This window comes from Flavobacterium phycosphaerae (assembly GCF_010119235.1).
GTDB lineage: Bacteria > Bacteroidota > Bacteroidia > Flavobacteriales > Flavobacteriaceae > Flavobacterium > Flavobacterium phycosphaerae.
The window spans coordinates 2,331,170-2,343,742 of record NZ_JAAATZ010000001.1 but is presented as its reverse complement, the minus strand read 5'-3'; the positions used below and the strand labels follow the sequence as shown (position 1 = coordinate 2,343,742).

Sequence of the window (12,573 nt, the reverse complement as noted above, 5' to 3'; positions counted from 1 at the left end):
TTAATTATTTTACGGCTACTTTAGTACTGTCAGCCACTGCTGGTGCAGCCGGAGCCGTAGCAGCGCCCTCTTCTTTCCACTCCTTAGCTTCTTGCTCTGTAGGTTTCGGATTCGCCGGTTTTGAACCTTGTAATGAAAGGACATAACTAGCTACTTTTTGAATATCGGATGGCTTGATAGTCGCTTTCCAAGAAACCATTCCTTTACCGTCACGACCACCTTCCATAATGGTGTTGAACACATTTTTAATACCACCACCGTTAATCCAAAACTCATCGGTAAGGTTCGGCCCGATTTGCCCACCACCATCTGCTCGGTGACAAGCAATACAGTTGGTTTGGAATATCGTTTTACCGGCTGCTAGACTAGGAGCATCTGTTAACAAGGTTACTTTGTCTTTACTCATCATATCCGGAGCGGTTTTCATATAAGCATCAACAGCAACTTTAGCCTCATTCATCTCGGTTTGAAATTCCTGATCCTGATTGTAATCGCCCATAATGTGGAAACGTACCAAGTAAATACCGGCAAAAATAATCGTACCATAGAACAAGTATACCCACCATGGTGGTAACACATTATCTAACTCGCGAATACCATCATAGTTATGGTCTAGCATAACATCGGCTTCTTGTTCAACGCTTTTAGAACGGGTTAATTTTTTCAAGATACTTTGGTAGAAAGCACTTTCGGTGAAAGGCACAGACTGAGCCTCGGCCAATTGTTTTTTCTGTTCTTCGGACAACATGTGATAGGTCACATTGTCTACCGCACTAATGACCATTTCAATGGCAACCAGCAAGAAAAGAAATACTACTAAAAACAAAGCTACCATCGGGTATTTGATAAAAGCTGGGCGGTCGCCTGAGTCGATGAAGTATTCCAATGCTGCAAAAACACTGGCAAAAATCAACGGTACTCTGACATATACTGGGATTAATTTTTTCATGATTATAACTTTTGATTTATTATTCTTTGATAGGAAGCTCGCTCAATTCCTGAATCTTTTCTTTTTTATAGGTAAACACCCAAAAGAACAGACCTACGAAAAAAGTAAAGCAAATCAGTAAGGAAATGATAGGATATATTGCTACTCCGGCAATAGATTCTAAATTATGTTGCACAAACTTTAACATGGCGATTTACTATTTAGTGTTTTTTACTTTGATATCCGTTCCTAAACGTTGCAAGTATGCAATCAAGGCTACAATCTCTCTGTCTTTCATTGGTACAAAAGCTTCTCCCTTAGCTACGGCTTTGGCTTTACTGGCTTCGTATGATTTTACAAAATCAGGATCGTTGTAAAGATTCTTCTCGATAGTTGAAGCTTGAGCTTCGATACTTTGTTTGGCATTAGTAATATCAGCTTCTGTGTAAGGCACGCCCATGGTTTGCATTACTTTCATTTTTGCTTCTGTACTTGAATAGTCCATGGCTTTGTTATCAAACAACCATTTGTAAGCCGGCATAATAGAACCCGGTGAAATACTTTGTGGACTCCACATGTGGTTAAAATGCCAGTTGTCATTATACTTACCTCCTTCACGGTGTAAATCCGGACCGGTACGTTTAGAACCCCATAAGAATGGGTGATCGTATACATATTCACCTGATTTAGAATAATCACCATAACGAACTACTTCTGAACGGAACGGACGAATCATTTGAGAGTGACAACCCACACAACCTTCACGGATGTATAAATCACGTCCTTGTAATTCAAGCGGTGTATAAGGTTTTACCGCAGCAATCGTTGGTATGTTTGATTTTACCATAATGGTTGGTACAATTTGAATAATACCTCCAATTAAGATAGCAACAGTAGCTAAGATGGTCAATTGAATAGGACGTCTTTCTAACCAAGGGTGGAATTTTTCACCTTTCAATCTTCCGGTAGTAATTTTAGATAACTCAGGAGCTTCCGCTAATTCATCTTCTACAGTGCTTCCTTGTTTTACTGTTTTTACAATATTGTAAATCAATACAAGCATACCGATTAAGTATAAAGAACCTCCAATAGCTCTCATCCAATACATTGGCATAATTTGCGTTACGGTTTCTAAGAAGTTACCATATTGTAACGTTCCGTCCGGTTTGAATTGTTTCCACATAGAAGCCTGTGTAAATCCGGCCACATACATTGGTAAAGCATACAATACAATTCCTAAAGTTCCAATCCAGAAATGGAAATTGGCTAGTTTTTCAGAATATAGCGTAGTTTTTGTCAAACGTGGAATCAACCAGTAAATCATACCGAAGATTAAGAATCCGTTCCAAGCTAAAGCCCCAACGTGCACGTGAGCAATAATCCAATCGGTAAAGTGAGCAATAGCATTTACATTTTTAAGAGATAACATAGGGCCTTCAAAAGTGGCCATACCATAACCGGTAATTGCTACTACGAAGAATTTTAATACTGAATCCGTACGCACTTTGTCCCAAACCCCTCTTAAGGTTAATAGTCCATTAATCATACCTCCCCAAGATGGTGCAATCAACATAATAGAGAATACTACTCCTAAGTTTTGTGCCCAATCCGGTAAACAAGAATACAATAAGTGGTGTGGTCCTGCCCAGATGTAAAGGAAAATCAATGACCAGAAGTGGATGATGGATAATCTATAAGAATAAACAGGACGGTTAGCCGCTTTGGGTACAAAATAGTACATCATTCCCAAGAACGGAGTGGTTAAGAAGAAGGCCACCGCGTTGTGTCCGTACCACCATTGTACTAAGGCATCTTGTACTCCGGCATAAACCGAATAACTTTTTAAAGCCGAAACCGGTAATTCTAAACTATTGAAAATATGCAATACGGCTACGGTAACAAAAGTGGCTATGTAAAACCAAATTGCCACATATAAATGACGCTCTCTTCTTTTAATAATGGTACCAATCATGTTAATACCAAAAGCTACCCAAATTAAAGCGATGGCAATATCAATAGGCCATTCTAATTCGGCGTACTCTTTAGAGGTAGTGTAACCTAAAGGCAGCGTAATAGCCGCCGCAACGATAATTAACTGCCATCCCCAGAAGTGAAGATTACTTAAAAAATTACTGTACATTCTGGCCTTTAGTAAACGTTGCAAAGAGTAATACACTCCGGCAAACATAGCGTTACCTACAAAGGCAAAAATTACCGCATTGGTATGTAAAGGTCTCAATCGACCGAAGCTTAAAAACGATACACCGTCAGTTAAGTTCGGGAAAAGAAAAAATACGGCTAATAATAGCCCTACCAGCATTCCTACTAAGCCAAAAATGATACTGGCGTAGAGAAACTTCTTTACAATTTTGTTGTCGTAATAAAATTGTTGCATTTCCATTGTTTAAATTATTTTGGTTTTTATTCTAGTTTTGATATTCTCTGTTTCTGAATTTGGAAGCTCCGGTTTGGTACTTCCTTTAACCAACTCATCGTCAAAAAGCATTCGAACCGATGGGGTGTAATCATCGTCATACTGACCCGTTTTCACGGCTCTTAAAAAAGCGTATAAAAACACTCCTGCTACGATAATACTGATGGATATTAATAAATAAATGACACTCATACCTCTAATTTGTGTAAGCAAAGTTACTGTTGGGGTTATTCTTAAAATATGATATTTATCATACTGTTGAAATTAAAACAGGAATTGTAAAACGACGTCTGACTTGGTCTATTTTCCTTGCGGTTTTGTTCGGGTTTTGTTCGGTATTGTACTACCCCTTTGCGAACCAACATCGAACAAAAGTCGAAGCGTAACAGGAAAATAATATACCGATACCTTATGCTATTTTTGTAATGGATTATTCAAGTAAACCATCTTTTATAAATTAGGTTTTGTTTTATGTCGCAAGAAAATAAAGCGACTCTAATTTTAAATGAGTACCCGTGAAAGTACTTCCATAAAAAAGCGATAAGCTGAGTTCCCTTTTCTTATTATTTTCGGGCGAAATAGTTACTCATCACAGTTACAAAACCGACAATAGTAATCGTACTCAATGGCATAATGATAGCCGCCACTATGGGCAATAAATTTCCGGACACGGCAAAACTCAATCCAACCACATTATACAATAACGACAACCCAAAACTCATGTAAATAGTGCGCATCGCATTTTTAGAATAGCCTAAAAAGAAATCAATTTTCTTAAACTGAGACGCGTCAAGGATACCATCACAAGCCGGTGAAAAGACATTCACATTTTCGGATATAGAAATCCCGACATTACTTTGTGCTAAGGCTCCGGCATCGTTTAAACCGTCACCAATCATCAAGACGTTCTTGCCTTGTTTTTGCAGGTTTTCGATAAAAGCCAGTTTCTGCTCCGGTTTTTGGTTGAAAACTAACTCGGTGTTTTTAGGCAGTAATTGTTCCAGCGCTTCTTTTTCGCCTTCATTATCTCCGGAAAGGACTTTGATTTCGTATTGCTTGCTGAGTTGCGCAAACAGTCCTTCTAAACCATCGCGGTATTGGTTATCAAAAATGAACTTTCCTTTATAAATGCCATCGATACTCACATATACATTGGTTTGTTTCAGTACGTTTTCGTCAGCATCGCCCACAAATGAAGCGGAACCAATCTTAATGGTTTTACCATCAACAAGGGCCTGAATTCCTTTTCCGGTGAGTTCTTCAAAATCATGAACCGTGGCTTTTGGATATTCGGGTAAATAATCATACAACCTTCTGCTTAATGGGTGGTTAGACCCTCGGAGGGCATTTTTTAGTATAGCCAAATCAGCTTCCTCAAAAACGCCATGCTGAACTATAGCCGATTTTTTATGGGTAGTTATCGTTCCGGTTTTATCAAAAACGATGGTATCCACTTTGGCTAATTGCTCGACCACTATGGCGTTTTTTAAATACAATTTTCGATTGCCCATAATGCGCAACACATTACCTAAAGTGAAAGGGGCCGTCAGGGCCAAAGCACACGGACAGGCGACAATCAGTATGGCAGTAAATACATTAAATGCTGTAGTAACATCTATAAAAACCCAATACATAAAAGACACAACAGCTAATACCAGCAAGGCCGGGGTGAAGTAGCGACTGATTTTATCGGTGATGGATTTATGCTTCTGCTCTACCCTTTTTTGAAACACATCGTTGCTCCACAATTGTGTTAAGTAACTCTGAGAAACGGAGAACAACACTTCCATTTCAATCACTTTTCCCAGTTGTTTTCCTCCGGCAAATATTTTGTCTCCCGATTGTTTGGCAATAGGAACCGCCTCTCCGGTAACAAAACTGTAATCAATAGAGGCCGATTCAGAAATCAAGATACCGTCAACAGGAATCAACTCCTGGTTTCTGATTAACAATCGATCGCCTTTTTCAATATCATATACCTGAACCGCTACTTCCTTTCCGTTAGGCAGAATTTTGGTAATAGCAATAGGGAAATAGGATTTATAATCGCGTTCAAAAGAGAGAAAGTCATAGGTTTTTTGCTGGAACAGTTTGCCCAACAACATAAAGAAAATCAGCCCGCACATGCTGTCAAAGAACCCTTGTCCGTAGTTGAACACTATATCTACCGTACTACGAATAAACATTACCACTATCCCTAAAGCAATCGGTATTTCAATATTGAGCATGCCTTGTCTGATGCTTTTCCAAGCGGCTACATAATATCCTGAGGCCGAGTAAATAAAAGCCGGTAAGGAAAGGGCAAAAATCAGCCAACGGAAGAAATCTTTGTATTGGTCTATCCAAAATTCATTGACTTCAAAATATTCGGGAAACGACAGCAGCATGATATTGCCGAAACAAAAGAATGCCACCCCTATTTTATAAATAAGGGAGCGGTCCACTTTCTTTTTGCCTTCGTCAAAGTTTTCTAAACTGATATATGGTTCGTACCCAATAGAACAAAGCATCTCCACAATGTCCTGCAGCGATGTCTTTTCGGGGTGGTAAGTAATGCGTACTTTTTTTTCAGGGAAGTTTACCTGCGAGGTGCTTATTCCTGCTTGAAGTTTTTGTAGATTTTCCAGAATCCAAATACACGAACTACAGTGTATATGAGGAATGTAGAGTGAAACAATATGTGTTGTATTCTCCTTGAATTCCAATAATTTGTCAACAATACTTTCATTGGCTAAAAAATCATATTTTCCTTTAATATCCTGTGGTGTAGCGCCCGGCGCTGCTTGGAAATCATAGTAACAAGATAAATCGTTTTGGCTGAAAATTTCGTAGACGGTTTTACACCCATTGCAACAAAATTGTTTAGCATCAAAAAGAATTTCTTCATTCTTCTGGATTTCATTACCACAATGGAAACACTGTGATGTAGTCATAATTTGCTCATTTTTACCTGTGACAAAGGTCAAATTATGTTTCCCTTCAAAAAATGATATTTGTCATACTTTTGAATATATTTGTAACGACAAAACCCGAACATGAATATGAATAAGTGTGAGCAATGTATCGTAAGACAGTTTAGTTCGCTCAAAGCATTGAGCAAAGAAGAACTGCTCAAAATGGCGGACTGCAAAACTTCCTATACTATCAAAAAAGGCGAACCTATTTTTGAGGAAGGCGAAATGACCAACGGTATTTATTGCGTAAAAGACGGGGTTTGTAAACTTTCTAAACTAAGTTCTAACGGTAAAGACCAAATTGTAAAATTGGTTAAACCCGGCGAATTATTAGGGCAGCGTTCCATGATAAGCGATGAACCGGCTAACTTAACAGCCGTAGCTTTAGAAGATATGGAAGTTTGTTTTATTCCGAAAACGGAAATCATGCAGTTCTTCAATCAGAATAACAATTTTTCGATGAATGTGATGAAAAGCATTTGCGGTGATTTAAAAGAAGCTGACGTACACATGGTTGATATGGCTCAAAAAAGTGTGAAGGAACGTTTGGCCGGAACGCTGATTTATTTGGAAGAAACCTTTGGCAATGAAACCGATGGCACCTTGCGCCTGCAACTATCCCGCGAAGAATTGGCCGGAATGATTGGTACCGCCACCGAAAGTTGTATTCGTTTATTATCTGAACTCAACAAAAGTAACCTGATTGAATTGGTAGGCAAACGTATCAAAATTGTTGACAAAAATAAACTACGCCGTTTGGCCGATTAAATTTTCGCTTGTCTTAAAAAGAAATCAGAACCAACTGTAACGCCGGATACTTTTTCAATACTAAAGAGTATCCTTTTTTTATACATTTACCGCAACAAACAAATCCTTATGATGAACAAAAAAATACTTTTGACTTTCGCTTTCTTTATAGCTGTCGTTTCTATGCAGGCACAGCTGAAGAAAATCTCTTTAGACGAAGCTGTAATGCAGCAAAACAGGGCTTTCAGAGCAGATAAACTGTTAGGATTTCAATGGATTCCAAATACCAATCGCTATGTTTATTTTGCGGATACTTTCACCAAAATGATGACGGCTAACACCAAAGACAGCAAAGCCTCAGAACTAATTACGTTAACGGATATCAACAAAGAGTTAGGAACCAAACTTAAAAACTTTGCGGGAGTAACCTTCATTGATGCCAATACCCTTCTTATTACAGATGCGGCTAATTATTACACTTACAATGTGGCTACCAAAACAGGGAAGCTGATTCAAACCACTAGTGAAATTGGGGAAAACCCAACGTTTGACGCCAACCATGCCAATTTAGCCTTTACTGAAAAAAACAATTTATACTACTACAATAGCAGCAAAGAAAAGATAGCGGTTACCAATGAAACAAATGAAGCTATCGTTTCAGGACAATTTATCGCTCGTAATGAATTTGGTATTAACAACGGCATATTCTGGTCGCCAAAAGCCACTTTTTTAGCCTTTTACCAAAAAGACCAAACTGATGTAGCCGATTATCCTTTGTTGGATATCAACGAAACTCCGGGTAAATTAGAGAATATCAAATATCCTATGATTGGCCAAAAATCGGAAAGACCGAGAGTGGGCATTTACAATTTAGCCACCAAAAAACAGCTTTTATTACCCCAAGAGGCAATGTTGATGATTATTTGACCAACCTTTCTTGGTCGCCCGATGAAAAATATGTGTTGATAGCAGAGTTAAACCGAGGACAAAATGATATGTCTTTGAATGTATATGATGCCGCTACGGGAGCTTATGTCAGAAGTATTTTGAACGAAAAAAATCCGAATTGGGTGGAACCAGAGCACGAAGCTTTCTTTCCGAATTCAAAATCGAATAACTTTGTTTGGTTTAGTGAAAAAGACGGTTTTCAGAACCTATACTACTACTCTATTGACGGAAAGTTGATTAAACAACTGACATCGAATAAATTCCCAACCCGAGAAATTTTGGGCAGCAATCCTACCGGAACCGAAATTTATTTCACCGCTACCGGAGCTAATCCAATCAATATGTTGGCGTATAAAGTAGATTTAAAAGGAAAACAAACCCTGATCACTAAAGAGGAAGGCGTACATGCAGTTTCTGTTTCTACCGATGGCAATTGGTTTTTTGACGAATTTTCCAATCATTCAACACCATCAAAATCAGTGTTGTATGATAAGAATTTGAAAGCTACGACTTTATTAGTAAGCAAAAACAAATACGATGGTTACGTAATGGGAACGGCCGAAATCAAAACGATTAAAGCAGCCGACGGCACCACCGATTTGTACACCCGTTTAATCAAACCGAGTAATTTTGACCCAACTAAAAAATACCCTGTTTTAGTTTATGTATACGGCGGACCGCATGCACAAATGATTACCAATTCTTATTTGGATGGCGCTAATCTTTGGATGTATTGGATGGCAGAACAAGGGTATTTAGTATTTACTGTTGACAATCGCGGTTCAGACAACAGAGGATTTGCTTTTGAAAGTGTGATTCACGGAAGATTGGGCGTTAACGAGATTGATGACCAAATGAAAGGAGTGGATTATTTGAAATCACTGCCTTATGTTGACGGGAATCGTTTAGCCGTTCATGGCTGGAGTTTTGGAGGTTTCATGACAACTTCCATCATGTTGAGAAAGCCCGATGTATTTAAAGTAGGGGTTGCCGGCGGACCGGTTACGGATTGGAAATATTATGAAGTAATGTACGGAGAGCGTTATATGGATACGCCTGCCGAAAACCAAAAAGGGTTTGACGAAGCCAGTACTTTAAACTATGTAAAAGATTTAAAAGGTAAATTACTTTTAATTCACGGTACCAGCGATGATGTGGTGGTTATGCAAAACAACTTCTCATTGATTAAGAAGTTTGTAGAAGCACAAAAACAAGTTGACTTCTTTGCGTATCCTATGCACAAACACAATGTTTTGGGCAAAGACCGCGTGCATTTGATGACCAAGGTCCTGAACTATGTGATTGATAACAATAAGTAACATCAGGATGTAACTATAAAAAGAGAACCACCCCAAAGGGTGGTTCTTCGTTTTGGTAAAGGAGTCTCTCAAACCTTTTTAACCAAACCTAACTATTACCTATTGTTTCCCCCAGGTAAACAACAGACGAATAGTTTACTCGTTATCTTTCGGAAGTGTATTCTGCAATGAGGACTATGTAAGTGAGTAAACATCCTGCCAGAGCAATCATTCCCAAAATTTTCAAATAATGTAAGCCGTTTTTAGATAAATCTTTTTTGCTGAAGGATAATAATGATTTCATAATCTTTAGCTTTAGGATTAACAGTCCTAAAATAACTGATAGTGTCGCAGTTATAAAAATAAATGTGATGAAGTACTAGGAAGTTGTGATGAAACACACGCTGTTTGTGATATCATTTTACGCCAACAAATGACAAAGCGCCCATAATACCCTGCGGTTGGTTATTTAGTAAAGATGAAAGTACTAAAAAGAAAGACTAAACGATATTCAGTTTTTTGAGCAGTTCTTCGTAATAGTTTTTAGAGATAGGTACCTGCTTATCGACAATAGTAACACTATGGGTTTCCAGTTTGGTCAGGTAATCCAGATTCACTATATAGGATTTATGTGTTTTAAAGAAAGTGTCGCTGTTTAGTTTTTCAATGAAATTAGTGAGTGTCGCTCTTATAAGTTCTTCCTTGTTGGTGGTTTGAATTTCAAGATAATTGCCATCTGATTTTATCCAAAGAATATCATTGATGTTAAGCTTGGTGTATTTGAATTTGTCTTTAATAAACAAGGCATCTTTAATAATTAAGGCCTCATCATTCTTAGGCTCGTTTATGGTTTTTTCATGGGTTTCAGCCAATTTGTACAACGCTAATTCTATGGCTGTAAACAATTGCTCTTCTTTAAAAGGCTTTACTAAATAATTGATAGGATTGGTAGCTTTGGCTCGGGCTAAAGTGGCTGAATCAGAGTAAGAAGTCGTATAAACAAAGGGGATTTTGTATTTAGCATTAATGGTATTAGCCAAATCAATGCCGTCCTTTTTGCCGTTTAAATTAATATCCAACAGTATCAAATCAGGCGTTTCTTGTTCCAAAATTGTAAGCGCTTCATCATAATCCATGGCAGTACCTATAATATGATACCCCATTTTAGCGAGCATTCGTTTCACATCTTCGGCAATTATTAACTCGTCTTCAATAAGTAGAATTTTAACCATTTCTTGTTTTATATTACACCGATTGATATTTTTTTAAATCTTTAAACAACACTATAAAAGTAGTCTTTCCCTCTTTACCTTCAACCGTAAAATTACCTCTTAATTGTTTGCTCAATAGGGTTACCAATTTCAGTCCGAGTGATTTGGAGTTGGTAATATCTAAATCTTCCGGAAGCGCATTGCCATCATCTTCTACTTTTAATTCATAATCTATTTCGTTTATAGCCTTTATTTTGATGGAAATCGTACCGTTTTCTTTGGTTTGAAAAGCATACTTGAAAGCATTAGAAACCAATTCATTTACAATTAATCCCAACGGAATGGCCGTTTCAAAGTCAAATCGAATGTTGGACGTTTCAATTTGTACAGCAATATTTTTAGCGTTACCGACAAACATTTGAGCAAGATAATCTACCAATTGATGCAGGTAATTTTCAACATCTACCTTGTCTATTTCCTCTGATTGATACAAATTTTGATGTATTAAACTCATGGCCTGCACCCTGCTCTGCCCTTCTTGTATGGAAGCCAACACCTGTTCATCCTGAATTTCTTCGGATTGCATGTTGAGCAAACTCGATATAATTTGAAGATTATTTTTGACCCGATGGTGAATCTCGCGCAACAACGTTTCTTTTTCCAGCAAAGAATCCTGTATTTGTTCCTTTTGTTGTTCTACGACTTCTTTCTGTGATTCAATAATCTCTTTTTGTTTCTTGTAACGTTTTAAATTCATGTAAACGCCCAAGGCAATGACACTCACAAACAATAAAGTCAGTAATACAATTGATTTTATTCTTTTTTGCCGAAGGGCTTCTTTTTTAAGAATGGCATCTTTCTTTTCTTGTTCCGCTTTTAAAACGGCCTGTTTTCGTTCAAATTCATGCGTCATTTGAATCTGAGTCAGCTTCGAACTGATTTGCTCATTAAACATAGCGTCACTGACTTTTTTAAAGAGAACCTGGTTTTCATAAGCCTGCTTATACTTTCCGCTTTTGCTGTATATATCCGCCAAAATCTCATAAGCAAATTTAACCGATTCTAATTCCCCGATTTGTTTTGAAAGCTCCAACCCTTGTAACGTGTAAGTCTCAGCTTTGGTCAACTGGTTCATAGCATAATACGTTTTCCCGATACCCCGCAAAGCATCTCCCTCTCCCGATTTGTTGGAAATTTTTCGGAAACAATCTAAAGCTTTATTCAAATAGGCTAATGATTTATCAAACTGTTTTAGCCCGAGGTAGTTGGCTCCCATTCTCAAGTAAATCAAACCCAAACCATTGACTTTATTCTGCTTAATAACGTATTCAATATTCTTTTCCAAAATGGCATTGGATTTACTGTACTCCTTATTCCCGGAATACACATTGCCAATATTAGTGCTGACAACGTTTTTTAAATTTTGGCCATACGCTGTATGATCATTTTGCAGCATCTTCAGGGCCATATTATAATACCGTAATTCTTCTTTGGCATTGTCTAATTTGCCGTAAAGAATGGCCATATTATTGTAAATCCGGGCTGCTTTAGCTTTTTTATGTAATTTTTCAAAACCACTTAAAGCCAGATTGAGATTTTTTAAAGAAGAGGTATAATTGTTTAAAAACAAGTACGATTGTCCCAGTGTAAAGTAACTGTCAGCCAGATTTTCAGGAACCTGGAGTGTTTTGTTTATAGCAATGGCTTTAGTGATGTGTGTAATGGCCACATTGAAATCCCCTTTGCCGTTATAAATTTTTCCGAAAGTGGTATGAGCTAATGCTACTCCTTTTTGAAAGTTGATTTTGCTGCTGAGTACCAAGGCTTCTTTAGCATAAGCAAAGGCTTTATCCGGATTGGATTCGTTATAAGCGTTAGCAATATCAAGCAGTAAGTTACACCGTGTTGAATCGCGTAAAGTGAAGGGTGCAGCATTTTTCTTTTTGAATCGAAGTAATTCTTTTTGTAAACTATCGATAACTTTTTCATTTTGGGCATACGAAAATGAAAAGCCAAACAGCAGCAATAAAAGAAGTACTTTTTTACTCATACG

11 protein-coding genes are annotated in these 12,573 nt (G+C 37.7%); 3 read left to right on the top strand and 8 right to left on the bottom strand.

The features are described from left to right. Window positions 1–4 precede the first annotated feature (4 nt). The 5 genes from GUU89_RS10375 to GUU89_RS10355 form a co-directional block, all read right to left on the bottom strand. Window positions 5–949 carry a cbb3-type cytochrome c oxidase N-terminal domain-containing protein gene (locus tag GUU89_RS10375; protein WP_162127840.1) on the bottom strand — a complete coding sequence of 315 codons (945 nt, stop codon included), beginning with the start codon at window positions 947–949 and terminating at the stop codon, window positions 5–7. Between the two features lie 19 nt (window positions 950–968). Then, on the bottom strand, window positions 969–1,136 hold the full coding sequence (locus GUU89_RS10370; RefSeq protein WP_162127839.1) for a CcoQ/FixQ family Cbb3-type cytochrome c oxidase assembly chaperone: 168 nt from the start codon (window positions 1,134–1,136) through the stop codon (window positions 969–971). Between the two features lie 9 nt (window positions 1,137–1,145). Further along, window positions 1,146–3,329 carry a cytochrome-c oxidase, cbb3-type subunit I gene (gene ccoN, locus GUU89_RS10365; protein ID WP_162127838.1) on the bottom strand — a complete coding sequence of 728 codons (2,184 nt, stop codon included), beginning with the start codon at window positions 3,327–3,329 and terminating at the stop codon, window positions 1,146–1,148. Between the two features lie 3 nt (window positions 3,330–3,332). Next, window positions 3,333–3,554 (bottom strand): cbb3-type cytochrome oxidase assembly protein CcoS, encoded by a 222-nt coding sequence (gene ccoS / locus GUU89_RS10360; RefSeq protein ID WP_162127837.1) that lies wholly within the window; start codon window positions 3,552–3,554, stop codon window positions 3,333–3,335. Between the two features lie 371 nt (window positions 3,555–3,925). Further along, entirely contained in the window at window positions 3,926–6,295 is a 2,370-nt protein-coding gene (locus tag GUU89_RS10355; RefSeq protein WP_162127836.1) for a heavy metal translocating P-type ATPase, read from the bottom strand. A 108-nt stretch (window positions 6,296–6,403) separates the two neighbouring features. On the opposite strand from GUU89_RS10355, the gene GUU89_RS10350 reads away from it, so the two are divergent. The 3 genes from GUU89_RS10350 to GUU89_RS15135 all read left to right on the top strand — a co-directional run bounded on the left by GUU89_RS10350 (window position 6,404) and on the right by GUU89_RS15135 (window position 9,330). Then, window positions 6,404–7,084 carry a Crp/Fnr family transcriptional regulator gene (locus GUU89_RS10350; protein WP_162128667.1) on the top strand — a complete coding sequence of 227 codons (681 nt, stop codon included), beginning with the start codon at window positions 6,404–6,406 and terminating at the stop codon, window positions 7,082–7,084. Between the two features lie 108 nt (window positions 7,085–7,192). Beyond that, window positions 7,193–7,990, top strand: a complete 798-nt coding sequence (locus GUU89_RS15140; protein WP_262886110.1) for a DPP IV N-terminal domain-containing protein — start codon at window positions 7,193–7,195, stop codon at window positions 7,988–7,990. Beyond that, the gene (locus GUU89_RS15135; RefSeq protein ID WP_262886109.1) at window positions 7,987–9,330 is read left to right on the top strand and encodes a S9 family peptidase; all 1,344 of its coding nucleotides are present in this window, start codon (window positions 7,987–7,989) and stop codon (window positions 9,328–9,330) included. Before GUU89_RS15140 ends, GUU89_RS15135 begins: the two co-directional genes overlap by 4 nt. 142 nt (window positions 9,331–9,472) lie before the next feature. On the opposite strand, the gene GUU89_RS10340 is transcribed toward GUU89_RS15135, so the two are convergent. The 3 genes from GUU89_RS10340 to GUU89_RS10330 form a co-directional block, all read right to left on the bottom strand. Continuing rightward, a complete protein-coding gene (locus GUU89_RS10340; protein ID WP_162127835.1) occupies window positions 9,473–9,613 on the bottom strand; it encodes a hypothetical protein in 141 nt (46 codons plus the stop codon). Window positions 9,614–9,809: 196 nt separating this feature from the next. Continuing rightward, window positions 9,810–10,541: a LytR/AlgR family response regulator transcription factor gene (locus tag GUU89_RS10335; RefSeq protein WP_162127834.1), complete on the bottom strand. Its 732-nt coding sequence runs from the start codon at window positions 10,539–10,541 to the stop codon at window positions 9,810–9,812. Window positions 10,542–10,554: 13 nt separating this feature from the next. After that, the gene (locus GUU89_RS10330) at window positions 10,555–12,570 is read right to left on the bottom strand and encodes a histidine kinase dimerization/phosphoacceptor domain -containing protein (protein ID WP_162127833.1); all 2,016 of its coding nucleotides are present in this window, start codon (window positions 12,568–12,570) and stop codon (window positions 10,555–10,557) included. Between the last annotated feature and the right edge of the window lie 3 nt (window positions 12,571–12,573).